General features: G+C 72.4%; 1 pseudogene. It reads right to left on the bottom strand.

The features are described 5' to 3' along the window. A pseudogene (locus GT042_RS13090) lies at positions 1-340 on the bottom strand (ATP-binding protein); the annotation flags it as partial.

Here is a 340-nt window from a genome sequence, read left to right as displayed (position 1 = left end):
GGCGGGGGGCGAGGAGGCGGCGGGCGAGCTCGGCCCAGCGGCCGAGGCGGCCGAAGACGACGAGCATCACGACGACGACGATGCCGTAGTACACGTACGCGGCGACGACGGACGGCATCGAGCCCCGCCAGGAGTCCGGCGTGAACATGTACAGCGGCCACAGCCAGAAGGCGCCGAGGTACATGTTCCACAGGAGCGACCAGAGCAGCAGACCGGCGAGGAGCGAGATCAGGGCGCCACTGACCAGCTGGCGGATCGGCGTGCGCTCGGGCTCCTCGGCGGGGCGTGCCACATGGCCGTACGCCCAGGTGCCCGGCCCGTCCGCGAGCCGCGGTGTGTG

The sequence above is a fragment of the Streptomyces sp. SID3212 genome (assembly GCF_009865405.1).
In the GTDB taxonomy this organism is placed as follows: domain Bacteria; phylum Actinomycetota; class Actinomycetes; order Streptomycetales; family Streptomycetaceae; genus Streptomyces.
This window is presented reverse-complemented; position numbering and strand designations above follow the sequence as displayed.